The following is a 25,980-nucleotide window of genomic DNA, read 5'->3' on the forward strand; positions in this document are numbered from 1 at the left end:
GGTGCTACCCGTTCGTATGTACCCGATTACGGACGTCCCGGCCACCCCGCGTGCGGCCGTTCGGACGATGACCGGACGGGAGCGCGCCCCGCGACGAGCCGTTGCCCGCCCTCCGCCGACAGGAGTGTGTTGAAGCGCTTCGACGCGCGCGACGACGTATGGACACCCCACTGTTCCTGGGGCTAGTGTCGGATCACCCTCGCCCCACCCTGATCCGTTACACGCGCTTGTCGAAGCGCTTCACCACGCTTGGAGAGCCGGATGGTCACCCTCGCCGAGGTCGCCCAGCACGCCGGAGTCTCGGCGAGCACGGTGAGTTATGTCCTCAGCGGCAAGCGGTCCATCTCCAGCACCACCCGGCAGCGGGTCGAGGAGAGCATCCGGGAGCTGGGCTACCACCCGAACGCCGGCGCCCGCGCCCTGGCCAGCAGCCGGTCGAACATCATCGCGCTGATGATCCCGCTGCGCACCGACATGTACGTACCGGTGATGATGGAGATCGCCATCGCGGTGGCGACCGCCGCGCGCGCCCACGGGTACGACGTGCTGCTGCTCACCGGCGAGGAGGGGCCCGACGCGGTGCGCCGCGTCACCGGCAGCGGGCTGGCCGAGGCGATGATCGTCATGGACGTCGAACTCGACGACGAGCGGCTGCCGTTGCTGCGCGCCACCCACCAGCCGTCGGTGCTGATCGGACTGCCCGCCGACACCTCCGGACTGACCTGCGTCGACCTCGACTTCCGGGCGACCGGCGCGCTGTGCGTCGAGCACCTGGCGTCGCTGGGCCACCGGGACGTCGCCGTCATCGGCGAGGCGCCGGGGGTCTACGAGCGGCACACCGGGTTCGCCGAGCGAACTCTGGAGGGGCTGCGCGCGCGGGCCCGGGAGCTGGGGCTGCGGCTGCTGCACCGGCCGTTCGAGGGCGGGTACGACGCGATGGCCCTGACCCTCTCCCGGATCTTCGACGAGCGCCCCGGCACCACGGGGTTCGTCGTGCAGAACGAGGCGGCGGTGGAACCGCTGCTCGCGCTGCTGCGGCAGCGGGGGCGGGCGGTGCCGGAGGACGTGTCGGTGGTGGCGGTCTGCCCCGAGCAGGTCGCCGTGCAGGCGTCGGTGCGGCTGACGTCGGTCGCCGTGCCCGCCCAGGAGATGGGCCGGCATGCCGTGGAGCAGCTGGTGGCCAAGCTCGGCGGGCGCGGCAGCGACGAGGTGGTGCTGCTGCCGCCGGAGCTGACGGTGCGCGCGAGTTCGGGGCCGGCCCCCGGCTGGACCGGCCCCTGACCCGGGGTGCGGTGGATCAACCGCCGCTGACCGTCAGGTTGTTGGTGACGAAGTCGAGGCCGCCGGCCGACGAGGTGATCTCGTAGCCGAACTGCACGTCGCCGATGGTCTCGTTCCCTATCCAGCCCTTGGTGTCCTTGATCCACTTCAGCACCGGGAGGATGTTCACGGTCCCGGCGGTGGAGTCGGAGGTGCGCAGGAACGAGTAGACCGCGTTGGCGCCGTTGTCGCCCTTGTACACGTTCCAGGTGTGGCCGCCGAGGGTGACGGTCCCCTGGGAGGTGCCGAGCGGGCCGACGGCGCCGTTGTGGTTGACCCAGAGCATGATCTCGTGGTCGTAGTCGGTGTCCCAGATGTCGTACGAGGTGTTGTACGCGCCGGAGGACGGGACCGTGACGTTGTAGCTGCTGGTGAGGGAGGTCAGGGAGGTGATCGGCTTGTTGATCACCTTCTTGCTGTTGGGGTACGACTTGATGCCGCCGGTGTTGGGGTGGTCGGCCCAGACGCCCCAGTTGGTGCCGGAGTTGGCCCACACGCACTGGCTGCCGGCGCCGGAGCCCCAGATGTTGTTGTAGAGGATGTAGCCGTTCAGCGTGGTGTTGCCCCACTGGTCGCAGGAGTTCCAGACGGCGGCCTCCGCGGGGGCGGCGGCGAGGCCGACGGTGGCGCCGAGGGCGAGCGCCGGGGCCAGCAGCGCCTTGGGGAGTCCGAGCGGTGTGCGTCGTGCCATGGTCGTTCCCTTCCATGGGTGGGGGGGGACGGTGCGGTCACCGCGTCCTCAGGTGGAGGACGCGGTCTTCTCCGGCGGTGAGGTCGAGCGGCTCGGTGCCGGAGGAAGTCCTCAGTTCGACGCGTACGGTCCGGCCGGGCCGGACGACGGCGGTGGTGGCCTCGGGGGTCCAGGTGAGGTCGAGCGTGGCGCCGAACCGGGTGCGGACGCCACGCAGTCCGCCCGCCGGGAGGGCGGCGGGCAGGGCGGGCAGCAGGACCAGGCGGGTGGGGGTGGACTGCACCAGCATGTCGATGAGCACGGCGGGCAGGGTGTGCGCCGCGTCGGCGTTGTAGACGTCCCGGCGCGGGTAGTGCGCGCTCATCAGGGAGGTGTGGAAGTAGTCGCCCTCCAGCACCGCGCCCAGGGCGTGCGCGACCCGCTCGCCGTCGCGCAGGCGGGCCGCGACCAGCGCGTGGTGGAGGTGGCCGTGGGCCGAGTCGTTCTCGGCGCCGCGCAGTTCCAGGGCGCGGTGGGCCGCCGCCGCCAGCTCCGGGGTGTCGTACGGGGTGATCTCCTCCAGCGGCCAGACGCCGTAGAGGTGGCTGAGGTGGCGGTGGTCGTAGGTGTCGTCGAGGCCCTCCCGGGCCCACTCGGCGAGGGCGCCGTCGGCGTTGATCCGGTGCGGCGGCAGCCGGTCGGCCAGCGCGCGCCAGCGGGCGGCGTGCTCGGGGTGGTAGTCGGCGGCGGCCAGCAGGGCGTGCCGGGCCGCCGAGAGGTCCATCGCCGCGTCGATGGTCCCCCAGCTCGCGTTGGCGGGGCGGTTCTCCGGCGAGTAGGACGGGACGACCGTCACGTGCCCCTCCTCGGTCTCCGTGAGGAAGTCCTCGTAGAACTGGGCGACTTCGGCGAGCGCCTCGGCGGTGCGGGGGTCGCGGGTGCCGTGGGTCTCGTCGTGGTCGACGAGGGGCTTGAGCAGCCAGTCGGCGCCGGCCGTCCACAGGTGCAGGGGGTACTCGCGGCTGAAGTGGTACGCGTGCCCGTTCTCGCCGTCGGTGTGGGACGGCGCGACGATGCCCCGGGCGCCGAAGAGCGCGCGGGCGTTCTCCCGCCAGTGCCCCCGTTGCCGGTGGACCAGGGCGGCGTGCGCCTCGGTGACCTCGGGGAGGGCGGCAGCGGCGGCGGAGGCGGTCTGGAGGTTGAGGTTGGCGTTGGTGGTGAACGCGCCGGACCAGGCGGTGTCCCAGTCGCCGGTCCACAGGCCGGTGAGGCGGGGCGGGAGCAGGCCGGAGGCGGAGAGCTGGTGGTAGCGGCCGGCGGCGAAGAGGCGCTCCAGGAGCGCCGGGCTGCCGGGGCGGCCGAGGAGTGCGGAGCCGGGCAGCGCGCGGTCGGCGGGGGCGGCGGCGAGGTCCAGGGTGACGCGCTCGTAGGCGGTGCGGTGGTGCGGCAGGTGGCGGTCGAGGAGGTCCTCGTAGGTGCGGCCGGTCATCAGGTCGCCGAGGGCGCGGGACTCGGCGTGCACGTCGAGTTCCCCGGTGTGCCGGCGCACCCGGGTCAGGAGCAGCAGCGACTCGGCGCGCTCGACGAGCAGGCCCGGCGGGACCAGCGCGGTGCTGCCGCCGGTGACGGCGGCCACGGTGACGCCGGTGTACGCGCGGTCGCTGTCCGGGTAGCGGGCGCGCAGGCTCAGGACGGCGCCCTCGCGGGTGCGGACGGCGCCGTGGCCGACGCCGAGTGCGGCGGGCACCCCGGGCAGGCGGTGGTCCAGGGCGAGGTCGAGGGTGAGGTGCGGGGCGGTGACCTGCTGGACGATGACGTCGTCGGCACGGGAGACGAAGACGCGGCTGGTCCAGCCGCCGGCGGTGGCGGTGGTCTCGCCGGTGGCGAAGTCGACGGTGCGGCGGTAGGCGTGGTCGGCGCCGGGCGGGCGGCGCAGGCGGAGCTGGAAGGCGGGGTGGAAGGGCTGCACCCACTGGAGGGGGCGGCCGTCGGTGAACTCCTCGGCGGCGGTGACGTCACCGGCCAGCAGCCGCCGCCGCAGCGCGGGCAGGGCGGCGGCCAGCTCCGGGGGCCGGGCGTGCTCCCCGCCATTGGGGCGGACGAGGGTGTGGTGGGTGACGATCACCCGGTCGTCGTACGGATCGCCGAGGACCAGGGCGCCGTGGTGGCCGTTGCCGGTGAGGAAGGCGTCCTCCCAGCGGGCGGCGGGGGCGGGTTCCCAGGTGCCGTGGACGGGGGCGGCGGTCATGGGGCGAGCACCCGCACTCCGTACCGGTCCAGCTCCGCCCGGTCCGTGACCGCCTCGTCGGTGAGCAGGTCGCGGTGGGTGCCGGGGACGTCGACGGTCACCGGATCGCGGCCGTGGTTGAGCAGGAACAGCAGGCCGCCGCGGCGGACCGCCTCGACGCCCGCCGGGACGCGGTCCAGGACCGGGCGGACGCCGGCGTCGGCGGCGATGCCCGCGAGCAGGCCGCGCAGCGCCTCGGGTTCCGGGAGGGTGGAGACGTACCAGGCGCGGCCCTTGTTCAGGACGGCGGGCAGTCCGTCGAGTTCGCCGCCCCGGTAGGGGACGGTCTCGTCGGCGGTGCCGTCGGGTTCCAGTTCCTCCGACCACAGGGTGCCGCGGAAGCCGTCGCAGCCGACGGTCTCGCCCTCGGCCAGGGGCCACCACTCGTGCAGGACGCGGATGCCGAAGAGGTCGCGCAGGCGGGCGTCCATCGCGCCGGGGCGTACCCGGTCGTCCTGGTCGGCGACGCCGGTGAGGAAGCCGCAGACGAGGGTGCCGCCGCCGTGCACGTACGCGACGAGGTTGTCGACCGCGGTGTCGGTGAGGAGGTAGAGCTGGGGGACGACGACCAGGCGGTAGCGGCTCAGGTCGTGCTCGGGGTGGGCGAGGTCGGTGGTGAGGTGGGCCTCCCACAGGGCGCGGTGCCAGGCGCGCAGGACCACGGGCAGGTCGGCCCGCTCGAAGGGGCGGGCCTGCTGGCTGCCGGCCCACCAGGAGTGCCAGTCGTGCAGGACGGCGGCGCCGGCGGTGACGCGGGTGCCGCAGACGTGGGGGGCGAGCCGGGCCAGGTCGGCGCCGAGCCGGCGGACCTCCTGGAAGGCCCGGCCGCGTGGGCCGGCGTGGCCGACCATCGCGGAGTGGAACTTCTCGGCGCCCTGCCGGGACTGCCGCCACTGGAAGTAGCAGACGGCGTCCGCGCCCCGGGCGACCGCCTGGAGCGACCACAGGCGGTTCAGGCCGCGCGGCTTGGGCTGGTCGACGTCGCGCCAGCCGACCGCGCCCGTCGCCTGTTCCATGACCATCCAGGGGCCGCCCCGGGCCTGGGACCGGGTGAGGTCCTGGATCAGGGCGCCCTCCTGCGCGCCCAGCGGGTCGCGCGGGTCGGGGTAGAGGTCGACGGAGACGACGTCCTCCTCCTCGGCCCAGCGCCAGCCGTCCTGGCCGAAGAAGAGCGGCATGAAGTTGGTGGTGACCGGGAGGTGCGGGGTGTGCCGGCGGACGATGTCGCGCTCGGCGGTGCAGCACTCCAGGAGCATGTCGGAGGTGAAGCGCCGGAAGTCCAGCACCTGGGTGGGGTTCTTGAGGTAGTGGGTGCGGCGCGGGGGCAGGACCTCCTGCCAGTCGCCGTAGCCCTGGCTCCAGAACGCGGTGCCCCAGGCGGTGTTGAGGGCGTCGAGGGTGCCGTACCGGCGCCGGAGCCAGGCGCGGAAGCGGGCGGCGGCCTCGTCGCCGTGGTCGTAGGTGCAGTACTCGTTGTTGATGTGCCACATCGTGAGGGCGGGGTGGCCGGCGTAGCGGGCGGCCAGGGCCTCGGTGACGGCGGCGGCGTGGTGGCGGTAGACGGCGCTGGAGTGCGAGAAGTGCTGGCGTCCGCCCCAGTGCTCGGTGCGGCCGTCCTCGTCCACGGGGAGGGTCTCCGGGTGCAGGTGCCCGAGCCACGGCGGGGGCGAGGCGGTGGGGGTGGCGAGGACGACGCCGACTCCGTGCGCGTGCAGCAGGTCCATGACCCGGTCCAGCCACCCGAACTCGTAGGTGCCGGGGCGGGGTTCGAGCCGGGCCCAGGAGAAGACGCCGACGGTGACGGAGTTGACGCCGGCCTCCCGCATGAGGCGTACGTCCTCCTGCCAGGTCTCCTCCGGCCACTGCTCGGGGTTGTAGTCGCCGCCGAACAGGAGGCGGCCGCGGGTCACCGCGGCGAGGTCCGGGCTCACCCCTTCACCGCCCCGGTCAGCATGCCCTTCTTGAAGTGCCGCTGGACGAACGGGGAGAGGACCGCGACCGGCAGCAGTGCCATGACCATCACGGCCATCTGCACGGCCAGGCCGGACAGCTCGCCCGTCTTGATGGCCTGGCCGAGGCCGACCGGCGCCTCCTGCTTCTGCACGAGCTGGATCATGACGTTCTGCAGCGGCATCATGTCCTGGTCGTTCAGGTACAGGGAGGCGTTGAACCAGGCGCTCCAGTAGCCGACGGCGTAGAACAGGGTGATCACCGCGAGGACCGCGCGGGAGAGCGGCATGACGATCTTCCACAGGATGCGGAGGTCACCGGCGCCGTCGATGCGGGCGCTGTCGATCAGCTCCTGGGAGATGCCCATGAAGAAGCCGCGCAGCACCAGGATGTTGAAGACGCTGATCGCGCTCGGCAGGATCAGCGCGAGGTAGGTGTCGGTCAGGCCGAGGGACTGCACCAGCAGGTACGTCGGGATGAGGCCGGCGCTGAAGAACATGGTGGCCAGCAGGACCATCAGGATCCAGCGGTGGCCGAGCGAGCCGGTGCGGGACAGGCCGTAGGCGCACAGCACGGAGACCGTCATGGAGAACGCCGTGCCGACCAGGGTGATCAGGATGCTGATGACGGCGGCGCGGGTGACCTGGCCGCCGCTGAGCAGCTCCTGGTAGGCGACGAAGGTGACCTCCTTGGGGACCATGACCAGGCCGCCGGCCTCGTCGATGGTCTTCCTCGACGACAGGCTGGTGACGATCACGATCCACAGCGGGAAGAGGATGGCCAGGCAGGCCAGCGTCAGGGCGAGACCCTTGCCCGCCACCCCGGCCGGACCGGGCTTCTCCTCCCAGGCCGGCCGGGGCGGGGCCGACCAGCGGTGCCGCGGGGCCGTCTGCTGGGTCGTCTGCTCCATGAGGGCGGTCACTTCTTGTACACCCCTTGCTCGCCCATGAGATGGGCCACCTTGTTCGCGGCGAGGACCAGACCGAGGCTGACCACGCCCTTGACGAGTCCGGCGGCCGCCGCGTACCCGAAGTCCTGGTTGCGTACGCCGTTCCACCACACGAAGGTGTCCAGCACCTCGGCCGCGCCCGGCCCGACCATGTCGCGTTGGAGCAGGATCTGTTCGAAGCCGACGGTGAGCGCGTCGCCGACGCGGAGCACCAGCAGCAGGGCGATCACCGGGCGCAGCGCGGGCAGGGTGACGTGCCACATGCGGCGCCAGCGGCCCGCGCCGTCCATCGCGGCGGCCTCGTACAGGTCGGGGCTGACCGAGGCGAGCGCGGCGAGGAAGACGATGATCCCCCAGCCGGCGTCCTTCCAGACGCTCTGCGCGGTGATCAGCACCGCGAAGGTGTCCGGGTCGGTCATGAAGTCCAGGCCGTCGTAGCCGTGCTCGCGCAGCAGCTGGGAGAAGATGCCGGCGCCACCGAAGAGCTGCTGGAAGACGGCGACGACCAGCACCCAGGAGAAGAAGTGCGGCAGGTAGAGGATGGCCTGGGAGACCGCCCGGACCCGGGGCCGGACCACGCTGTTGATGAGCAGCGCGAGCAGGATCGGGATCGGGAAGAAGAGGACGAGCTGGAAGAAGAAGAGGATCAGCGTGTTCTGTACGGCGTTCCAGAAGTCGGAGTCCGCGAAGATCCGCTCGAAGTTCTCCAGGCCCACCCAGGGGCTGTGCAGGATGGAGACGATCCCGTTGTCGCTGATGTAGGGGTCGTACTCCTGGAAGGCGACGACGTTGCCGAGGATCGGCAGGTAGTTGAAGACCAGGAGCAGCAGAAGGGCCGGCAGCACCATCAGCAGCAGGACGCGGTCGCGTCTGAAGCGCAGGCGCAGGCTCACTTTCCCGGAGGGGGTCTTCTCGGGGCCGGTGGTGCCGTCGGGCGCCGCCGGGGACTTCTTCTGGGCCTCGGTCCCGCTCCGAGGCACCGTGCTGTTCGACACGGCCGTTCTCCTCGCCTCGCCCGCGCCGGTCAGCTCGCCGCCGAGCCGTTCTCGTCCAGCAGCTTCTTGTACCAGTCGCGGAGCTTGTCGCCGCCCTTGCTGCGCCACTCCGAGACGGCCTGCTGGACCTCGCTCATCTTCTTGCGGCCCCGGACGAAGTCGTCCTCCATCTGTTCGAAGTCGCTGGAGAGGTTGGTGTACCGGGAGGGCTCGGTGACCTGCATGCCGTAGAAGGAGGACTTCTTGGTGAAGGCGCCCATCCGCTGCTGCCACTCGACCTGGCCCCTGGCGACCTCGGGGAAGTCGGGGTGGGCGACGGTCGGGGCGGGGCCGGCCAGCATGACGTAGGCGTTCATCACGTCGATGTTGCCCTGGTCGGTCTTGGTGGGGACGCCGTCCTCGACGGTGTAGTGGGTGCCCTCGACGCCGTAGTTGGTGGCCATGTACTCCTTGGTGCCGTACGGCGCCGCCGTGACGTTGGCCGCGGCCAGCACGTCCTTGATCACCGACTCGGACGCCTTCTTGTTCACGAAGGCCCAGATGCCGGCGGGCTGCTCGGCCCAGAGCACCGGGTCGCCGCCGTCGTGGCCCCAGATGTCCATGCCCCAGATCTTGAATTCCGGGTTCTGGGCGGCCTGTTCGGCGGTGCGGCTCCACCACTGGCTCATGTTCTGGACGTAGACGAGGAACTCGCCCTTGGCGAACTTGGGCCCAGGGTCGGTGGCCTGGCTCTTGCCGAGTTCGGCGTCGGGGTGGACGACACCGGCGGCGAAGAGCTTGCGGGTCCACTCCAGTGCTTCGAGGTACTCGTCGGTCTCGAAGCGGCAGACCATCTTGCCGTCGACCAGGTTCCAGCCGAGCGGCTTCTCGTTGGCGGAGAGCACGCCGAACGCCTGGAAGGCGGTCCACTTCATGTCCAGGCAGGCCCAGCGCTTGGCCCTGGCGTTGGTGGCGTCCTTGGCCCACGCCATGAACTCGGCGCAGGAGGTGGGGACTTCGTACCCCTCCTTCTCGAAGACGTCCTGCCGGTAGAGGGGGACGAGTCCGGTGACGTACGGCTGGGGCTGGGGCAGGCCGCGCAGCTTGCCGCCGAAGATCGAGCGCTGCCAGGCGTCGGTGGGGATGGCGGCGAGGTTTGGGTAGTCCTTGACGGCGTCGCCGGACAGGTACGGGCCGAGGTCGGCGAACTTGGAGATGATGGCGCTGGGGATCTTGCCGTTGAGGTTCCAGCTGGGGACGACGACCACGTCCGGTACGTCGCTGGAGGCGAGGACCGCGCCGAGCTTCTGCTCGTAGGTGTTGCCGTCCTGGTTCTGCCACTTGATGTCGACGCCGATCATGTCGTTCATCGCCTTGTAGTAGGCGTTGTCCGACTTCGGCGGGGAGCCCCAGAACGGGGACATGACGGTGACCTGGCCGCCCTTGCCGAGCTTCTCCGGCACCGAGGTCTTCAGGCCGGAGACGGAGAGCTTGCTGGTGAAGCCGATCGCCGAGCCGTTCTTGGACGGGATGTCGGGGCTCACCACGGTGCCGGCCACATAGGCCGGCAGCAGCTTCTTGGCGTCCTTGCCCGCGGTCGTGCCCTCGCGCGAGCCGCTGTCCGTGCCGCCGCAGGCGCTGAGCAGGGGCATCCCGCCCGCCACCGCGGCGGCGGCGACCGCCGAGGAGGCGAGGAAACTTCTCCGGCTCGGCGCGGAGGCGGCGGAGGCGGCGTTCGGCGTCATTGCGTCAACCCTTCATGGCGCACCAGGACACCCGGCGGTGGCCGTCGGCTGCGGTGTCTCGAGTGGAACTCGCTGAGCTGGGGGTGGAGCGGGCGGGGCGGGAGGCGCCCACCGGGCCCTCACCGTCGAAGCGCTTCGATGTTGCAGCGAGGTTAAGTGAACACGAGGGTGGGCACAAGAGTCGTTCCCAAGATTCCTCGGAGGTGTGCGGGGCCGCTCGGACAAGCCCAGGGCCCTCTGGGCTGGCTGTGAAGGTGGACGGAACGGCCCGCTGCGTCTTGACACCCAGCCTTTGCCGACTGAGCATCGAAGCGCTTCGAAAGCCGCTTCGGAAGCGCATCGCCGCACATCGCAAGGGGAATCCCACGTGACCGCACCCACGCCGCCCACACCGCCTTTCCGCGATCCGCGCACGCCGGTCGCGGAGCGCGTCGACGACCTGCTGTCGCGGCTCACGCTCGACGAGAAGATCGGATTTCTGCACCAGTTCGCGCCGGGCGTGGACCGTCTGGGCGTCGCCCCCTTCCGCACCGGCCAGGAGGCGCTGCACGGCGTGGCCTGGATGGGCCCGGCCACGGTGTTCCCGCAGGCCGTCGGTCTCGGCGCCACCTGGAACGAGGAGCTGGTCCGCCGGGTCGGCGAGGCCGTCTCCGCGGAGGTCCGCGCGATGCGCGCCCGCGACGAGCGGGTCGGCCTCAACGTCTGGGCCCCGGTCGTCAACCTGCTGCGCCACCCCCTGTGGGGCCGCAACGAGGAGGGCTACTCCGAGGACCCGAGGCTGACCTCGGCGATCGCCACCGCCTACACCCGCGGCCTGCGCGGCAGTCATCCGGCCTACTGGCGCACCGCCCCCGTGCTGAAGCACTGGCTCGCCCACAACAACGAGACCGACCGCGACACCGCCTCCTCCTCGGTCCGCCCCCGCGTCCTGCACGAGTACGACCTGCGCGCCTTCCGGGAGACGGTCGAGGCGGGCGCGGTGGCCGGGGTGATGCCGGCCTACAACCTGGTCAACGGCCGCCCCAACCACGTCTCCCCCTACCTGGCCGAGCACCTGCGCGTCTGGACCGACGAGGAGCTGCTGGTCTGCTCGGACGCGGGCGCCCCCTCCAACCTGGTCGACTCCGAGCACTACTTCGACACCCACGAGGAGGCGACGGCCGCCGCGCTGAAGGCCGGGGTCGACAGCTTCACCGACCACGGCACCGACTCGACGAAGATCACCGCGCGGGTGCGCGGCGCGCTGGAGCGGTCCCTGCTGACCGAGGCCGGCATCGACACGGCGGTGCGCCGGCAGCTCTCGGTCCGCTTCCGCCTCGGCGAGTTCGACGGCCACCAGGAGGCGGGCGCCTTCGACACCCCGGAACACCGGGCGCTGGCCCAGGAGGCGGCCGAGCAGGCGGTCGTCCTGCTGAAGAACGAGGGCGGCCTGCTGCCGCTGGCCCCCGGCAGCCGCCTCGCGGTCGTCGGACTCCTCGCCGACGAGTGCAAGCTCGACTGGTACAGCGGCACCCTGCTCCACCGCTCCACCCCGCTGGAGGGCCTGTACGAGCGGTTCGGCGCCGGACAGGTCGAGTTCGCGGAGGGCGTGGACCGGGTCCGGCTGCGCACCTCGGCCGGTACGTTCCTGTACGTCCCGCCGGCCGGCGACGACGCCCCCGCCCCGGCGGCCGAGGGCGCCCTCGACCCCGCGCTGCTGGCCGGCCGCACCGATCTGCCGCCGCTCACCACCGACGCCACCGGCACCGAACTCGCCCTGGTCGACTGGGGCGAGGGCGTGCTGACCCTGCGCGCGCCGGACGGGCGGTACCTGTCGGTGGCCGAGGACGGGTACCTGCGCGCCTCGGCCGACCAGCCGGGCGGCTGGGTGGTGCGGGAGACGTTCCGGCTGGAACCGCACGGCGACGGCCACCTCCTCAGGCACACGGGAACGGGGCACCACGTAGCGGTGACCGCGGACGGCGTGAAGGTTGCCGCGTCCGGCGGGGAGGTCTTCGCGCTGGAGGCCGTCGAGCGCGGCGAGGAGGCGGTGGCGCGGGCCGCCGCGCGGGCCGACGTGGTGCTGGTGGTGGCGGGCAACGACCCGCACATCAACGGCCGCGAGACCGAGGACCGCACGACGCTGCGGCTCCCCGCCCACCAGGAACGGCTGCTGCGCGCCGCCCGGGACGCCAACCCGCGCACCGTGCTGGCGCTGGTCTCCTCCTACCCGTACGCCGTCGACACCGAGCCGCTCCCGGCGGTGCTGTGGACCGCGCACGGCGGCCAGGCGGCCGGCACCGCCCTGGCCCGCGTACTGGCCGGTGACGTCTCCCCCGCCGGACGCCTGCCGCAGACCTGGTACGCCGACGACCGGGACCTGCCCGGCCTGCTCGACTACGACATCGTCGGCTCCCGGCAGACGTACCTGTACTTCGAGGGGACGCCGCTGTTCCCGTTCGGGCACGGGCTGTCGTACGCGTCGTTCGGCTACGGCGACCTGCGCGCGGAGGCCGGTGACGGCTCGGTGCGGGTCTCCTGCACGGTGACCAACACCGGTGACGTCACCGCCGACGAGGTGGCCCAGCTGTACGCGCGGGCCGAGCAGCCGTCGGTGCCGCGTCCGCGCCGGGAACTGCTCGCCCACCGCCGCGTCACCCTCGCGCCGGGTGCCTGTGCCGAGGTCTCCTTCACCGTTCCGCTGTCCGCCTTCGCGTACTGGGACGTGGCGCACGGCCGGTGGCGGCTGGAGCCCGGCCCGTACGCGCTGCTGGTGGGCGCTTCCAGCGAGGACGTCCGGCTGCGGACGACGCTCACCCTGGACGGGGAGCCGGCCGCGCCGCGCCCGGTGTGCGAACGGGGCCTGCCGGCGGCCGACTTCGACGAGCAGAGCGGTACGGAGATCGTGGACCGGACCAAGGAGTCGGGCGACGCGGTGACGCCGACGGCCGACAAGTCCGGCGAACTCCTCTACCGCGCCTGCGACTTCGGCACGGGGGTGACCTCGGTGACGGTCGAGGTGGCGGGCGAGGGCGTGGTCGAACTGTCCCTGGACGGCGGCCCGGTGGGGGCCGTGCTGTCGACGGACACGCCGACCTCGGGACCGTACGACTACGTCTCCCTGACCGCCGGTCTGACCGCCGAGGGCGTGCACGATGTGCGGGTCGGGCTGCGGGGGCCGGTGCGGCTGGCGGGGATCGGGTTCTCGGCCTGATCAGGGTCTTCGCCCGATGACCGGCGCGACGGCGACGGCGGGGGTGCGGGTCCGCACCCCCGCCGTCGTCCGTGTGGTCAGAGCGCGAGGCCGGTGAGCACCATCACCCGTTCGTAGGTGTAGTCCTCCATCGCGAACCGCACGCCCTCGCGGCCCACCCCGGACTGCTTGACGCCGCCGTACGGCATCTGGTCGGCGCGGTAGGAGGGGACGTCGCCGATGACGACGCCGCCGACCTCCAGGGCGCGGTGGGCGCGGAAGGCGGCCTGGAGGTCGTGGGTGAAGACGCCCGCCTGGAGGCCGTACTTGGAGTCGTTGACGGCGGCGAACGCCTCCGCCTCGCCGTTCACCTTCCGCACGCTGAGGACCGGGCCGAAGACCTCCTCGCGGGCGAGGGTGGTGCCGGCCGGCAGGTCGGTGAGGACGGTCGGCGCGTAGGAGGCGCCGTCGCGCTGCCCGCCGGTGGCGAGCGTGGCGCCGTCCGCCACGGCCTCCCGCACCCACGCCTCGACCCGCCGCGCCGCGGCCTCGCTGACCAGCGGGCCGACGTCGGTCTTGTCGTCGGACGGGTCGCCGGTCACCTGGGCCTCGACGGCGGCGACGATGCGCGGCAGCAGCCGGTCGTACACGGCGGCGTCGGCGATGACCCGCTGCACGGAGATGCAGGACTGGCCGCCCTGGTAGTTGGAGAAGGCCGCGATCCGCTGCGCGGCCCGGTCCAGGTCCTCGTCGCTGGACCAGTCGGCCAGCACGACGGCCGCGCCGTTGCCGCCCAGCTCCAGGGTGCAGTGCTTGCGCGGCACCGAGTCCATGATCGCGTAACCGACCTGCTCGGAGCCGGTGAAGGAGATCACCGGCAGCCGCTCGTCCTGGACCAGGGCGGGCATCCGGTCGTTGGGGACCGGCAGCACGCTCCAGGAGCCGGCGGGCAGCTCGGTCTCGGCGAGCAGTTCGCCGAGGAGCAGGGCGGAGAGGGGGGTGGCCGGGGCCGGCTTGAGGATGATGGGGGCGCCGGCGGCGATCGCGGGGGCGACCTTGTGGGCGCACAGGTTCAGCGGGAAGTTGAACGGCGCGATGCCGAGCACGACGCCCTTGGGGAAGCGGCGGGTGAGGGCGAGCCGGCCCTGGCCGCCCGCGTCGGTGTCCAGGCGCTGGGCCTCGCCGCCGTTGAACCGACGGGCCTCCTCGGTGGCGAACCGGAAGACGGAGACCGCCCGCCCGACCTCGCCCCGGGCCCACTTGACGGGCTTGCCGTTCTCGGCGGAGATGAGCCGCGCGACCTCCTCGGCGCGCTCCGCCAGGCGCCGGGCGACGTGGTCGAGGGCGGCGGCCCGGACGTGGGCCGGGGTGGCGGCGAACTCGTCCCGTACGGCGTGGGCGGCGGCCACCGCCTCCTCGACCTGCGCCCCGCTCGGGACGCTCACGGCGCCGACGAGGCGGCCGTCCCACGGGGAGGTGACGTCGAAGCTGTCCTCGCCGGTGGCCTGGCGGCCGGCGAGCCAGAAGGCGTGGGTGGAGGTCATGTCGGGTTCCGGCCCTTCCCGTCGGGGGTGTGTACGTGTGGAGCTGTGGTGCTGGGTCCACGGTAGGGGCGGGGCGGCAGGGGGGCGCTTGTCCGGTCTGTAGTGGTGGGGCGGGACGATGCGCCGCAATGGCCACACCGCGTCGTGCCGGAACGGCCGCACCCTGGCGTACCGGAAGGCCGCGCCCGGCGTCGGCGACCGGTGCGGCGGGGCGCCGCACCGCATCGGCGCCCCGGCGTCAGTGGGCCGCCGTCGCCTTCAGCGCCAGCCAGAGTTCCATCCGTACGTCCGGGTCGTCGAGGGAGCGGCCGAGGATCTCCTCGACGCGCCGCATCCGGTAGCGCAGGGTGTGCCGGTGGACGCCGAGGTCGGCGGCGGCCGCGTCCCACTGGCCGTGCCTCGACAGCCAGGCCCGCAGCGAGGCGACCAGGTCGCCGCGGCCGGTCGCGTCGTGGTCGCGCAGGGCGCGCAGCAGTCCGTCGGCGAAGGCGCGCACGGCGTCGTCCGCGAGCAGCGGCAGCACCGAGCCGGCCGCGAGCCGCTCGTGCTCGACGCAGATCCGGCCGCGCCGCCGGGCCACCGACAGCGCCTGTTCGGCCTGCTTGTACGCGGCCGAGGCGCCGATCGGCCCGGACGGCGCCGACAGTCCGGCGACCCATGCCTCCTCGTCGCCGCCGGCCGGGGCGTCCGGGACCGTCCGCCCCGCCTCCAGCGCCGCCGCGTACTCCGTACAGGCGGCGACCGCCGCTCCCCCGTCGGCGGCCAGCACCACCAGCCGTTCGCCCTGCGGCACCACCAGCACCGCTTCGCCGGCCCGGGCCGCGGCGGCCTCGACGACCTCGGCGAGGGCACCGGGCGGCTCGCCGCCGGCCGGCACCGGTTCGGCGACGACCAGCCGGAAGGGCGCGTCGAGCAGTGCGCCGTAGAGGTCGCCGGCGACGGTCCGGGCGTGGTCGGGTTCGCCGGCCAGCAGCATGCCGAGGACGGCCGTGCCGATGCGCTGCTCGGCGGCGTGCAGGGAGCGGGAGCGTTCCGTGGTCAGGGTCAGCAGCGCGACGGCCGAGTGCAGGGCGTAGCGCTCGGCGGTGCCGAGGGGGGCGGCGGTGCCGACGGCGAGGGCGGCGCGGGGGTGGCGGGAGGTGCCGATGGAGTGCAGCTCGACCCGGTCGGTGTCGCCGCCGGGTTCGGTGCCGCCGACGACCGCGGAGGCGGGGGCGGGGCGCTCCCGCAGGCGCCGTACGTCCGCGGTGAGCCGGGCGGCGCGGCGGCCGGCCCACTCGGGTGCCGCGGCCACCACCTCGCCGGAGGCGTCGTACAGCGCCGCCCAGCCGTCGACCTGGGCGGCCAGCGCGGCCAGCAGCCCGTCCGGGCCGTCGGCGAGGGCCCGTCTGGTCAGCTCCCGCTGGGCGGCGAAGCCGTCGGTCACCGCCCGGTACTGGTCGGCGGCGATCGCGGCGGAGACGGCCTTGCTGATGGCGAGGAACGGGGTGCGGCGCGGCACCTCCAGCAGGGGCAGCCCCTCCTGCTCGGCCGCGTCGACGAGTGCGGCCGGAACGTCCTCGTAATGCACCCCGACGGCGAACCCGAGCCCGACCACACCCGCGCCGGCCAGCCGCTTCACATAGCGCCGCATCGCCTCGGGGTCCTCGGCGTCCAGCTTCAGCGCGGTGATCAGCAGCAGTTCCCCGCCCTCCATGTAGGGCACGGGGTCGGCCAGCTCGCTGGCGTGGGCCCAGCGCACGGGCACGTCCAGGCGGTCCCGGCCCGCCCGCACGGTCAGCTTCAGCGCGGAGTGGTGGACCAGCGAGGCGAGGGTCGGGGGCATGGGTCCGGCAACTCCGCGTCGGTGGTGTGCGACCAGTGAAGTCTTGGCCGCGGCGTATGAACGGCCTGTGTCGATTCTGCCTCACTGTACGGTCCCGGCGCGGCGGCCGGGACGGTCAGCCCCGCAGATCCACCAGCAGGGGCGGCGCGTGCTCCCCCTTGACGGTCGTCAACGACAGCACGGCATGCCCGGGCGGCACGGCGTGCGCCAGCTCGGAGGCGGACCAGCGTTCGCGTTCGACCTGCTTCACGGTGACCGCGTCCGTCGTGACCGCCTTGCCCGTCACCAGCTTGCGCAGGGCGTGGAAGGCCCGGGTCATCGGCTGGTCGGCGAAGACGGTGTGCTGGGCGACCTCGGTGGTCTCCACCCACTCGGTGCCCCAGGCCTGCGCGAACCGGCTGCCGTCCCAGGTGGTGACGCCGCAGAAGGCCATCCGGCAGCCGACCGCGCCGTAGAGCGGTCCGTGCAGGGCCTCGGGGACGTCGGCGATGGTGCGCAGCGCGAGCAGCACGCCCGCGTTCTGTCCGCGCAGCCGCTGGATGCGGCGCACCGACTCGGCGGTGACGGTGCCCGTGGCGTCGTCCAGCACCAGGCCGGCGAAGTGGGTGCGTCCGCTCTCCCTGACGACGGCGTGGAACTGGGCGAGGACCAGCCGGGTGATCAGCCGGCCGGCCTCCTCGTGGCCGCGCTCGGGAAGGTCGATCCGTACCCGCAGCGGGTGGTGGGCGACGGCGCGCAGGGAGAAGGGCCGGCCCGGTCCGCCCCCGCCGAAGAAGTCGGCGAACACCGGCCGGTTCAGCAGTCCCAGCCGGTCGGCCAGGGCCCGGCCCGCGTCGCCCGGCGTGCCGGTCTGCCGCAGCCGCGCGTCGAGTTCGCGGACCATGACGTCGTTCCCGGCGGCGACGAGTGCCTCGCGCAGCCCGGTCAGCGCCTCGTCGCCGCCTTCCAGCAGTTCCCGCAGTTCCGGCAGGGCGGGGAAGCGGCCGTGCACCGCCCGGAAGGGGCCGAGGAGCTGGGCCAGTACGGTGGCGGCGCCCTGGGAGCCCGCCGGTTCCAGGTCGCCGGCCAGGGCCTCGGCGAGCAGGGCGGCCGCCTCGTCCGGGTCGTCGGACTCGGCGTAGGGGTCGAGGTCGTAGGCGGAGGACGGGTCACCGATCCGCACGATCACGTCGAAGGCGTCGTCCGCGCCGAGCGGGCTGCCCGCGGCGGAGACGGCGACGACGGCGCAGCGTCCGGTGAGCGCCTGGAGGGCGAGGGCCTCGGTCACCGGTTCGACGAGGGTGCGGGTCTTGCCGGAGCCGGAGGGGCCGATGGCCAGCAGGGAGGTGCCGAGCACGTCGGGGCCGAGGGCGGCGCCGGCGTCGTGGTAGGGGCGCGGGGTGCGTTCGGCCGGCGCCCAGCGGCCGATGCGCACCTGGCCGGCGAGCAGGTCGTGGCGGGCGGCGCGGCGGGGCAGGTCGCGGGCGCCGGACGGGTGGGTCCAGGCGGCGCCGCCCTGGCGCAGCACGGTGTCGCGGAAGGCGTCGAGGCCGGCGCCGCGCCGGGCGAGGTGGAAGGCGTGCTCGACGCGGGTGCAGTCGACGTCGTTCATCCGGCCCCCGGCGACCTCGGCGGTGAGCAGCTCGGCGGCCTCGTGCTGGCCGGTGTCGCGCAGGGCGGGCCACTGGGAGCGGGGTCGCTCGGCCACGGGGGCGGCGCTGGGGACGCGGGTGGCCCGGCGGGCGGCGAGCAGGCTCCGGGCGTACGGCCACCAGCCGCCGAGGCGGGCGAACGGCCACACCACGAGCGCGGTGACGACCGCGTACAGCGTGTCCGTGTAGAGGACGGAGGCCATCAGCTCGTAGCTGCCCGTGACCAGCACGGTCAGGGACAGCAGCGGGCCCACGACCGGCACCGGGTCCCATCCGGCGCCCGGGAACGCCTCGGGGAAGACGAGGCTGAGGGCGATCAGGGCGAGGCCGGCGGCGATCAGGGCGCGGACCGGCTGGCGCCGGTGGCCCGTGTAGTGGCGGGCGATGGCGGGCCAGCTGCCCAGCGCGGCCACCGCGAGGACGAGGACGACGAAGAAGAGGCCGTCGTAGACGAGCGCGGCGTGCGCCCCCGGCATCGTCACCGCCTCGCCCTCGACCGGCTTGGGCGTGGCCTTGGTGCCGCCCCACCACCAGTCGTTCGGCGTGAACATCCGCAACAGGACGAACTGGTACGGCACGACACCGCGCCGCCAGAACGACCACACCCCGATCGCCAGCACCAGCGGAACGAGCATGCCGACGACCGTGACCGGGGCGAGCTTCTCCGTCGCCTCCTTGAGCGGGCGGTAGCCCTGCCGCCAGATCCCGGGCCGGGCCTCCGGCCGGTCCGCGTCGAGCCAGGCGGCGACGGTGGAGGCGGACCGGGGGAGCTGCTGGGGCACGGGCGGTGTGCCCGGTGCCGGGGGCGTACCCGGCGCCTGGGCCGTGCCCGGGGGCGCCTGGACCGTGCCCGGTGGCGTACCCGGCGACGGGGGCATGCCCGGTGCCGGAGGCGTACCCGGCGCTCGGGCCGGCCGGGGCGGCACCGCGGGCCGCGTCGGCGGCATCGGAGGCGGCACGGGATTCACCCGCGCCCCCCGCACGTCCCGCTTCCCGTCGCTGTCCATCGCCCCTGCCCCCTGAGCAGCCGTTCCGTCCACCATCGCCAGTCAATCTAACGCCCTTGCACGGGCGTTCACCGCTTACGCGGCCGGGTGGGAGTCGCCGGCCCCGGGGACGTCTCTGTCCACCGCGGACAATCCGGCCGGCCGACACCGCCCACATGGAGCATGCCCACCCCTGTCCGCCACGCCTAGCCTGCGGGAAAAGAACGTAAGCGTCCGTAAAACCACCAGGAGCCCCGCATGACCGCACTTCCGCAGGAGCGCCGTCTCGTCACCGCCATCCCGGGTCCGAAGTCGCAGGAGCTGCAGGCCCGCCGCACGGCCGCGGTCGCGCAGGGCGTGGGTTCCGTGCTGCCGGTGTTCACCGCGCGGGCGGGCGGCGGCATCGTCGAGGACGTCGACGGCAACCGGCTGATCGACTTCGGCTCCGGCATCGCCGTGACCTCGGTCGGCGCCTCCGCCGAGGCCGTCGTCCGCCGGGCCACCGCCCAGCTCGCCGACTTCACCCACACCTGTTTCATGGTCACGCCGTACGAGGGGTACGTCGCCGTCGCCGAGGCGCTGGCCGAGCTGACCCCGGGCGACCACGCCAAGAAGTCCGCGCTGTTCAACAGCGGCGCCGAGGCCGTCGAGAACGCCGTCAAGATCGCCCGCGCGTACACCAAGCGGCAGGCGGTGGTCGTCTTCGACCACGGCTACCACGGCCGTACCAACCTCACCATGGCGCTGACCGCGAAGAACATGCCGTACAAGCAGGGCTTCGGGCCGTTCGCGCCCGAGGTGTACCGGGTCCCGGTGGCGTACGGCTACCGCTGGCCGACGGGTGCCGGGAACGCCGGGCCCGAGGCCGCCGCGCAGGCCATCGACCAGATCACCAAGCAGGTCGGCGCGGAGAACGTGGCCGCGGTCATCATCGAGCCGGTGCTCGGCGAGGGCGGCTTCATCGAGCCGGCCAAGGGGTTCCTGCCGGCGATCCGGCGGTTCGCCGCCGACCACGGCATCGTCTTCGTCGCCGACGAGATCCAGTCCGGCTTCTGCCGCACCGGCCAGTGGTTCGCCTGCGAGGACGAGGGGATCGTCCCCGACCTGATCACCACCGCCAAGGGCATCGCGGGCGGGCTGCCGCTGGCCGCCGTCACCGGCCGCGCCGAGATCATGGACGCCGCGCACTCCGGCGGTCTCGGCGGCACCTACGGCGGCAACCCGGTGGCCTGCGCGGGCGCGCTCGGCGCCATCGAGACCATGAAGGAGCTGGACCTCAACGCCAAGGCGAAGAACATCGAGGCGATCATGAAGTCCCGCCTCACCGCCATGGCCGAGAAGTTCGACGTCATCGGCGACGTCCGGGGCCGCGGCGCCATGATCGCCATCGAGCTGGTCGAGGACCGCGCCACCAAGGAGCCGGCCCCGGCGGCGACCGCCGCGCTCGCCAAGGCCTGCCACGCCGAGGGGCTGCTGGTCCTGACCTGTGGCACCTACGGCAACGTCCTGCGCTTCCTGCCGCCGCTGGTGATCGGCGAGGAGCTGCTGAACGAGGGGCTGGACATCATCGAGCAGGCCCTCGGCCGCATCTGAGCCCCCGCCTCTCGCACCCCTCCCACGCGCATCCGAGCCGCCGCCCGCTCGGCTGGTTCCGTGAACGGCAGAGCGTGTGAAGAAGGTGTGCGGGGTGGATGGCAGGTCGCGGATGCCCCTGTCTTCGGGCCCGTCCCCTGTCGTAGGTTCTACGCAGATGAGAGATACACCCCGCCCACAGGGAACTGTGGGTGACTCCAGGCCGGGGCCTCCCCAGCTGCGGCCTGGTCGTGCCCTCGCGCACACAAACGGAGCCTCCGGCTTCGGATCTCCTCACCGATCGGACGGTCGCTCGCCCCAGACCCCCCGGGGCGCGCGACGTTCCGGTCCGTTCGGCCGCCTCGGAACCACCCCCCCTGTTCCGGGGCGGCCGACCCCCCGCTCCCCCCTCCTCCTTCTCGGGGGCGCCGGGCTGCCCGCCCTGCTCTTCGCGCTGATCACCTGGCAGGTCGTCGCGGACGGTCCGCTGATCCGGGTGGACGAGCGGCTGAGCAGGGCGTTGGTCCGCCCGGACCGGTTCTCCGAACTCCTCGCCGACCTCGGCAACACCCAGGTCGCGCTGCCCGTGCTGGTGGCCGCGCTGGGGTACGCGGCCTGGCGCGGGCGGTCCACTGGTACAGACCAATGGTGGCTGCCGCCCCTCGCCGGGGCGCTGCTGATGGCACTGGTGCCGGCGCTGGTCGTCCCCCTCAAGATGTGGACCGACCGGCCCGGCACCCCGGCGGTGGAACCGGGCACCGGCTACTACCCCTCCGGCCACACGGCCACCGCCGTCGTCGCCTACGGCGCGGCGGTGCTGGTACTGCTGCCCCTGCTGCGCTCGGCGGCCGTCCGCCGGTGGCTGTGCCTGGCCGGCACGGTCCTCGTCCTCGCCGCCTCCTACGGACTGGTCCGCCGGGGCTACCACTGGCCGCTGGACGTGGTGGCCGGCTGGTGCCTGTTCGGCATGCTGCTGTTCTGCCTGCGGCTGCTGGTGGGCCGCCGCCGGACCGGCGGTTCCTGACCGCGCCCTAGCTGTCGAAGCCCAGCCCGAGCCGGTCCAGCGTGCGCAGCCAGAGGTTGCGGCGGCCGTCGTGCGCGTCCGCGCGGGCCAGCGACCACTTGGTCAGCGCGATGCCGGTCCAGGCGAAGGGCTCGGGCGGGAACGGCAGCGGCTTCCTGCGGACCATCTCCAGCGCGGTCCGCTCGGTCCGCTCCCCCGCCAGCAGGTCCAGCATCACCTCCGCGCCGAACCGCGTGGCGCCGACCCCGAGGCCGGTGTACCCGGCGGCGTAGGCGACCCGCCCCTGGTGGGCGGTGCCGAAGAACGCCGAGAAGCGGGAGCAGGTGTCGATGGCCCCGCCCCAGGCGTGCGTGAAGCGGACGCCCTCCAGCTGCGGGAAGCAGGTGAAGAAGTGCCCGGCCAGCTTGGCGTGGGTCTCGGGCCGGTCGTCGTACTCGGCGCGCACCCGGCCGCCGTAGTGGTGGACCGCGTCGTAGCCGCCCCACAGGATCCGGTTGTCGGCGGAGAGCCGGAAGTAGTGGAACCGGTTGCCGCTGTCGGCCAGCCCCTGGCGGCCCCGCCAGCCGATGGAGGCGAGCTGCCCGGAGGTGAGCGGCTCGGTCATCAGGGCGTAGTCGTAGACCGGGACGGTGTAGGAGCGGACCCGGCGCAGGAGGCTGGGGAAGACGTTGGTGCCCAGGGCCACGGTGCGGGCGCGGACCAGGCCGTAGGGGGTGCGTACGGCCATGCCGGTGCCGTACGGCGTGAGGGTGAGCGCGGGGGTGTGCTCGTGGACGCGGACGCCGAGGGCGAGGCAGGCCCGTTTCAGGCCCCAGGCGAGCTTGGCGGGGTTGAGCAGGGCGACGCCCCGGCGGTCGTGGAGGCCGGCCCGGAAGGTGGGCGAGTCGACCTGTTCCCGTACGGCGTCGGCGTCGAGGTACTCGACGTGCTCGGCGAGGCCCGCGCGCCGGATCTGTTCGTACCAGCCCCGCAGCTCCCGCGCCTGGTAGGGCTCGGTGGCGAGGTCGATCTCGCCGGTGCGCTCGAAGTCGCAGTCCAGGGCGTGCCGGGTGACGGCGTCCTCGATGGCGTCGAGGTTGCGGGCACCGAGTTCCTCCAGCCGGTGGATCTCGTCGGGCCAGCGGGCGAGGCCGTTGGCCAGGCCGTGGGTGAGGGAGGCGGCGCAGAAACCGCCGTTGCGGCCGGAGGCCGCCCAGCCCACCTCGCGGCCCTCCACCAGGACGACGTCCCGGCCGGGGTCGCGTTCCTTGGCGAGCAGCGCGGTCCACAGCCCGCTGTAGCCGCCGCCGACGACCAGCAGATCGCAGGTCTCGGCGCCGGTGAGGGCGGACTCGGGGCGGGGGCGGCCGGGGTCGTCCAGCCAGTACGGCACCGGCTGGGCGTCGGAAAGAGACCTGGTCCAACGGGTCATGGCGCTCGGGGCCATGATGTCAACTCCCTACGGAATCATGCTTTCGGTCGGGTCCGGCGACGGCCGACGGCCATCGAGACGAGGACGAGCAGGACGGCGACGGCGAACATGGCCGTCCCGATGACATTGATCTGCACGGGCGTTCCGCGCTGCGCCGAGCCCCAGACGAACATGGGGAAGGTGACGGTCGAGCCCGCGTTGAAATTGGTGATGATGAAATCGTCGAAGGAGAGCGCGAAGGCGAGCAGCGCGCCGGCCGCTATTCCGGGGGCGGCGATGGGGAGCGTGACCCGCAGGAAGGTCTGGAAGGGGCCGGCGTAGAGGTCCTGGGCGGCCTGTTCCAGATGGGGGTCCATCGACATGACGCGGGCCTTCACGGCTGTCACGACGAAACTCAGGCAGAACATGATGTGGGCGATGAGGATCGTCCAGAAACCGAGTCGCGCGCCCATGTTCAGGAAGAGCGTGAGGAGCGAGGCGGCCATCACCACCTCGGGCATCGCCATCGGCAGGAAGATGAGCGTGTTCACGGCGGAGCGGGCGCGGAAGCGGTAGCGGACGAGCGCGAAGGCGATCGCCGTGCCGAGCGCGGTCGCGCCGAGCGTGGCCCAGAACGCGATCTGGAGGCTGAGGGTGAGCGAGCCGCACAGACCGGCGACGCCGCACGGGTCCTGCCAGGCGTCCGTCGAGAATTCCCGCCATTCGTAATTGAACCGGCCGGCGGGTTCGTTGAAGGAGAAGACCGTGACGACGACGTTCGGCAGCAGGAGATAGGCGAGCGTCAGCAGTCCGGCGAGGACGACCAGATTGCGCTTGAGCCAGGTGACGAAGGGCGTCATCACACCAGGTCCTCCGTCCCGGACGTACGGATGTAGAACGTGACCATGATGAGGATCGCGGCCATGAGGATGAAGGAGAGCGCGGCGGCCGTCGGATAGTCCAGGACGCGCAGGAACTGGGTCTGGATGACGTTGCCGGCCATGCGGGTGTCGGTGGAGCCGAGCAGGTCGGCGTTGACGTAGTCGCCGGTGGCGGGGATGAAGGTGAGCAGGGTGCCGGAGACGACGCCCGGCAGGGAGAGCGGGAGGGTGACCTTGCGGAAGGTGGTGAAGGGGCGGGCGTACAGGTCGCCGGCCGCCTCGTGCAGCCTGCCGTCGATGCGTTCCAGCGAGGTGTAGAGCGGCAGGATCATGAACGGGAGGAAGTTGTACGTCAGTCCGCAGACCACCGCGAGCGGGGTGGCGAGCACCCGGTCGCCGGCCGTCCAGCCGAGCCAGCCGGTGACGTCCAGGACGTGCAGGGTGTTCAGCGCGCCGACGACCGGGCCACCGTCCGCGAGGATCGTCTTCCAGGCGAGGGTGCGGATGAGGAAGCTGGTGAAGAACGGGGCGATCACCAGGACCATGATCAGGTTCCGCCAGCGGCCCGCGCGGAACGCGATCAGGTAGGCCAGCGGGTAGCCGAGCAGCAGGCACAGCGCGGTCGCGGCGGCGGCGTAGGCGACCGAGCGCAGGAACTGCGGCCAGTAGGCGGACAGCGCGTCCCAGTAGGTGGCGAAGTGCCAGGTGACCTTGTAGCCCTCCTCCAGCGAGCCGGTCTGCACGGAGGTGGACGCCTGGTAGACCATCGGCAGCGCGAAGAAGACGAGCAGCCAGAGGATGCCGGGGAGCAGCAGCCAGTACGGGGTGAGGCGGCCGCGGCGGCGCGGGGGTGCGCCGTCCGGCGGCGCGGCCGGGGACGCCTCGGTGAGGGTGGCGGTCATCGGGCGGCCTCTTCCACGCCCGCGGCCTCCGTACCGTCCTGGGCGGACTGCGCGGCGTCCAGGCCGAAGGTGTGGGCCGGGCTCCAGTGCACGACGACCTCGGCGCCGGCGACGAGACGCGGGTCGCGGTCGATGTTCTGGACGTAGACCGCGAAGTCGCGGCAGACGGGGCTGTCGACGACGTACTGGGTGGAGACGCCGAGGAAGCTCGCGTCGGCGATGGTGCCGGTGACGCGGTTGCGGCCCTCGGGGACCGTGCCGGCGTCGGCGGCGGGGACGAGGGCGGCCTTCTCCGGGCGGACGCCGACCAGTACCTTGCCGCCGGCCGCCGTGGCGGCGCCGCACCGGTCGGCGGGGAGGGCCAGCGTGCCGCCGCCCGCCTTCACCACGAGGTCCGCGCCGCTGCGGCCGTCCACCTCGGCCTCGATGAAGTTGGAGGTGCCGAGGAAGTTGGCGACGAAGGTGGTGCGCGGGTTCTCGTACAGGCCGGCGGGGGTGCCGAGCTGCTCGACGCGGCCGGCGTTCATCACGGCGACCTGGTCGGCCATGGTCATGGCCTCCTCCTGGTCGTGGGTGACGTGCACGAAGGTGATGCCGACCTCGGTCTGGATGCGTTTCAGCTCCAGCTGCATCTGGCGGCGGAGTTTCAGGTCGAGGGCTCCGAGCGGCTCGTCGAGGAGGAGGACGCGGGGGCGGTTGATCAGGGCGCGGGCGACCGCGACGCGCTGCTGCTGGCCGCCGGAGAGCTGGTGCGGCTTCTTGCGGGCCTGCTCGCCGAGCTGGACCAGGTCGAGCATCTCGCCGACCTGCTTCCTGACGGACTTGATGCCGCGCCGGCGCAGGCCGAAGGCGACGTTCTCGAAGACGTCGAGGTGCGGGAAGAGAGCGTAGGACTGGAAGACGGTGTTCACCGGGCGCTTGTACGGCGGCAGGTGCGTGACGTCCTGGTCGCCGAGGTGCACGGTCCCGCAGGAAGGTTCCTCCAGGCCGGCGATCATGCGCAGGGTGGTGGTCTTGCCGCAGCCGGAGGCGCCGAGCAGGGCGAAGAACGAGCCCTCGGGGACGGTCAGGTCCAGCGGGTGTACGGCGGTGAAGGAGCCGTAGGTCTTGCCGGTGCCGGTGAGGCGGACGTCGCCGCCCTTGTCGTTGATCATGTGG

Annotated in this window: 17 protein-coding genes; 4 read left to right on the top strand and 13 right to left on the bottom strand. The window is 73.0% G+C overall.

Annotated features, from left to right (window positions below; all coding sequences use genetic code 11):
- Window positions 1-261: 261 nt before the first annotated feature.
- The gene (locus ACZ3IG_RS22095; protein ID WP_467434156.1) at window positions 262-1,281 is read left to right on the top strand and encodes a LacI family DNA-binding transcriptional regulator; all 1,020 of its coding nucleotides are present in this window, start codon (window positions 262-264) and stop codon (window positions 1,279-1,281) included.
- A 16-nt stretch (window positions 1,282-1,297) separates the two neighbouring features.
- Here ACZ3IG_RS22095 and ACZ3IG_RS22100 read toward each other — a convergent pair whose 3' ends face one another.
- Genes ACZ3IG_RS22100 through ACZ3IG_RS22125 form a run of 6 tightly spaced genes read right to left on the bottom strand, consistent with a single transcriptional unit; the run spans window position 1,298 to window position 9,895 of the window.
- Entirely contained in the window at window positions 1,298-2,011 is a 714-nt protein-coding gene (locus ACZ3IG_RS22100; RefSeq protein ID WP_467434158.1) for a glycoside hydrolase family 12 protein, read from the bottom strand.
- A gap of 37 nt (window positions 2,012-2,048) precedes the next feature.
- Window positions 2,049-4,238, bottom strand: a complete 2,190-nt coding sequence (locus ACZ3IG_RS22105) for a glycosyl hydrolase family 95 catalytic domain-containing protein (RefSeq protein ID WP_467434159.1) — start codon at window positions 4,236-4,238, stop codon at window positions 2,049-2,051.
- Window positions 4,235-6,208: a beta-galactosidase gene (locus tag ACZ3IG_RS22110; RefSeq protein ID WP_467434160.1), complete on the bottom strand. Its 1,974-nt coding sequence runs from the start codon at window positions 6,206-6,208 to the stop codon at window positions 4,235-4,237. Before ACZ3IG_RS22110 ends, ACZ3IG_RS22105 begins: the two co-directional genes overlap by 4 nt.
- Window positions 6,205-7,137, bottom strand: coding sequence for a carbohydrate ABC transporter permease (locus tag ACZ3IG_RS22115; protein WP_467434161.1), 933 nt, complete (start codon window positions 7,135-7,137; stop codon window positions 6,205-6,207). The genes ACZ3IG_RS22110 and ACZ3IG_RS22115 overlap by 4 nt, the downstream gene beginning before the upstream one ends.
- Before the next feature lie 8 nt (window positions 7,138-7,145).
- The gene (locus ACZ3IG_RS22120; protein WP_467434163.1) at window positions 7,146-8,171 is read right to left on the bottom strand and encodes an ABC transporter permease; all 1,026 of its coding nucleotides are present in this window, start codon (window positions 8,169-8,171) and stop codon (window positions 7,146-7,148) included.
- Window positions 8,172-8,200: 29 nt separating this feature from the next.
- Window positions 8,201-9,895 (bottom strand): extracellular solute-binding protein, encoded by a 1,695-nt coding sequence (locus tag ACZ3IG_RS22125; protein WP_467434164.1) that lies wholly within the window; start codon window positions 9,893-9,895, stop codon window positions 8,201-8,203.
- 367 nt (window positions 9,896-10,262) lie between these two features.
- Between ACZ3IG_RS22125 and ACZ3IG_RS22130 the strand changes: the two genes are divergently transcribed.
- A complete protein-coding gene (locus ACZ3IG_RS22130) occupies window positions 10,263-13,088 on the top strand; it encodes a glycoside hydrolase family 3 C-terminal domain-containing protein (protein ID WP_467434165.1) in 2,826 nt (941 codons plus the stop codon).
- A gap of 77 nt (window positions 13,089-13,165) precedes the next feature.
- Here the strand turns inward: ACZ3IG_RS22130 and ACZ3IG_RS22135 are convergent, their stop codons facing one another.
- The 3 genes from ACZ3IG_RS22135 to ACZ3IG_RS22145 form a co-directional block, all read right to left on the bottom strand.
- The gene (locus ACZ3IG_RS22135) at window positions 13,166-14,611 is read right to left on the bottom strand and encodes an aldehyde dehydrogenase family protein (RefSeq protein WP_467434167.1); all 1,446 of its coding nucleotides are present in this window, start codon (window positions 14,609-14,611) and stop codon (window positions 13,166-13,168) included.
- Window positions 14,612-14,849: 238 nt separating this feature from the next.
- Window positions 14,850-16,436, bottom strand: coding sequence for a PucR family transcriptional regulator (locus ACZ3IG_RS22140; protein ID WP_467434168.1), 1,587 nt, complete (start codon window positions 16,434-16,436; stop codon window positions 14,850-14,852).
- Window positions 16,437-16,551: 115 nt separating this feature from the next.
- Window positions 16,552-19,074 (bottom strand): ATP/GTP-binding protein, encoded by a 2,523-nt coding sequence (locus ACZ3IG_RS22145; protein ID WP_467434169.1) that lies wholly within the window; start codon window positions 19,072-19,074, stop codon window positions 16,552-16,554.
- 237 nt (window positions 19,075-19,311) lie between these two features.
- On the opposite strand from ACZ3IG_RS22145, the gene gabT reads away from it, so the two are divergent.
- Window positions 19,312-20,646 carry a 4-aminobutyrate--2-oxoglutarate transaminase gene (gabT, locus tag ACZ3IG_RS22150; protein ID WP_467434171.1) on the top strand — a complete coding sequence of 445 codons (1,335 nt, stop codon included), beginning with the start codon at window positions 19,312-19,314 and terminating at the stop codon, window positions 20,644-20,646.
- Window positions 20,647-21,121: 475 nt separating this feature from the next.
- A complete protein-coding gene (locus ACZ3IG_RS22155; RefSeq protein WP_467434172.1) occupies window positions 21,122-21,649 on the top strand; it encodes a phosphatase PAP2 family protein in 528 nt (175 codons plus the stop codon).
- A gap of 7 nt (window positions 21,650-21,656) precedes the next feature.
- Here the strand turns inward: ACZ3IG_RS22155 and ACZ3IG_RS22160 are convergent, their stop codons facing one another.
- From ACZ3IG_RS22160 to ACZ3IG_RS22175, 4 genes are read right to left on the bottom strand one after another with little or no spacing between them, the layout of a single operon-like run.
- Window positions 21,657-23,075, bottom strand: coding sequence for an NAD(P)/FAD-dependent oxidoreductase (locus ACZ3IG_RS22160; RefSeq protein ID WP_467434173.1), 1,419 nt, complete (start codon window positions 23,073-23,075; stop codon window positions 21,657-21,659).
- Window positions 23,076-23,095: 20 nt separating this feature from the next.
- Window positions 23,096-23,899 carry an ABC transporter permease gene (locus ACZ3IG_RS22165; protein ID WP_467434174.1) on the bottom strand — a complete coding sequence of 268 codons (804 nt, stop codon included), beginning with the start codon at window positions 23,897-23,899 and terminating at the stop codon, window positions 23,096-23,098.
- Window positions 23,899-24,822 (bottom strand): ABC transporter permease, encoded by a 924-nt coding sequence (locus ACZ3IG_RS22170; protein WP_467434175.1) that lies wholly within the window; start codon window positions 24,820-24,822, stop codon window positions 23,899-23,901. Before ACZ3IG_RS22170 ends, ACZ3IG_RS22165 begins: the two co-directional genes overlap by 1 nt.
- Entirely contained in the window at window positions 24,819-25,976 is a 1,158-nt protein-coding gene (locus ACZ3IG_RS22175; RefSeq protein ID WP_467434359.1) for an ABC transporter ATP-binding protein, read from the bottom strand. Before ACZ3IG_RS22175 ends, ACZ3IG_RS22170 begins: the two co-directional genes overlap by 4 nt.
- Window positions 25,977-25,980 lie beyond the last annotated feature (4 nt).

This window comes from Streptomyces sp. NPDC016677 (assembly GCF_055562815.1).